The organism is Clostridium tarantellae (assembly GCF_009295725.1).
Classification (GTDB): domain Bacteria; phylum Bacillota; class Clostridia; order Clostridiales; family Clostridiaceae; genus Sarcina; species Sarcina tarantellae.
In genome coordinates this window covers 1-1533 of sequence record NZ_WHJC01000482.1, presented here as the reverse complement: position 1 = coordinate 1533, position 1533 = coordinate 1, and the positions used below count along the sequence as shown (strand labels likewise).

Sequence of the window (1533 nt, the reverse complement as noted above, 5' to 3'; positions counted from 1 at the left end):
GAAACTGATAGTAAAAAAAATTGTGATAACCAGTATTATAGACAAGCTGTTTTAAAATCTTCTACAGGAAGATTTATAGATGTAGAAATTTATTTATTACCCTTTGAAAAAAAATCAAAATTAATTTTAATAAGAGATGTTACATTAATTAATAGAACTAGAAAAGTAAATAGTTATTTAGAAAAGCATTTTCAAGAAGAATATGTTAAAAGAGATTTCTTTTCAAATATATCCCATGAGTTAAGAACGCCTATTAATGTTATATTTTCAGCATTACAACTTAATGATATATATATATCAGAATGTAATATTAATGGAGTTTGCAAAAATAATAAAATGGTTAAACAAAATTGCTTAAGGTTAATAAGAACTATAAACAATTTTATTGATGCGAATAAGATATCAGAGGGGTTTATATCTCCAGATTTACATGTTTTTAATGTGGTTGAAATAGTAGAAAATATTGCTCAAGCAGCTAATAAGCATATAAAAAAGGCAGGTATAGAATTAATCTTTGATGCAGAAAGAGAAGAAATATTTATAGAATTAGATAAAGGCTTTTTAGAAAGAATTGTTTTGAATATACTATCTAATTCTGTTAAATATGGGAAAATAGGTGGAGAAATATTAATAAATATAATTATTAAAGATAATAACATATTAATTGTTATAGAAAATAATGGACAGATTATAAGTGAAGAAGAGCAACAATATATGTTTGAAAAATTTTCGAAAAACAATATGGCTTTTAATAGGACACAAGAAGGAAGTGGTTTAGGCTTGTATATAAGTAAATCATTAATGGAACTTCAAGGTGGAACTTTAACTGTAGAGGTAGGAAATGAAAAAGGTAATAAATTTATAATTACTTATAATGATGTGCGAATATTTAATGAAGAAGAAAGTTCTGATTTATATATTTCATCTTTAAATGAAATAATGGAAAAGGTAGATATTGAATTTTCAGATATAACAATTTAAGTATAATTTATTAAAAAATTTCGTATAATTTATAGAGGTGAATTTTATGAATATTTTTAAAGTTGATGGTAAATTTAATTTAGGTGATTTAATAATAAATTTATTAATACCTCTAGGTGGATCATTTATTATTAGTCAAATTATCAATACTTCTGTAGTTCAATATGAAGTTTTAAATAAACCTGTTTTTGCACCACCATCAGTAGTTTTTCCTATCGTTTGGCCTATATTATATATTTTAATGGGAATAGCGTCTTATAGAATTTATTTAAAAAATAAAGCAGGATTTAAAACTAATAGAGGATTAACCTTTTATAGTATTCAATTAAGCTTAAATTTTTTATGGTCTATCATATTTTTTAATTTTAAATTATATGGTTTAGCATTTATAGAATTAATTTTATTATTTTTATTTATAATAATTACTATTTTTAAATTTATTAAATTAGATAAAATTTCAGCAATTTTGATGGTTCCATATGCTATTTGGGTAACTTTTGCAGGAGTTTTAAATTATTTTATTTGGATGTTAAATGAGATGTAATATTATAA

General features: G+C 22.4%; 2 protein-coding genes. Both read left to right on the top strand.

From position 1 onward, the window contains the following. Positions 1-981, top strand: a 981-nt coding sequence (locus GBZ86_RS15785) for a sensor histidine kinase (RefSeq protein ID WP_170272298.1), incomplete at its 5' end; no start/stop codon positions are given. 46 nt (positions 982-1027) lie between these two features. Further along, positions 1028-1525 (top strand): TspO/MBR family protein, encoded by a 498-nt coding sequence (locus GBZ86_RS15780; RefSeq protein ID WP_152892238.1) that lies wholly within the window; start codon positions 1028-1030, stop codon positions 1523-1525. Positions 1526-1533 lie beyond the last annotated feature (8 nt).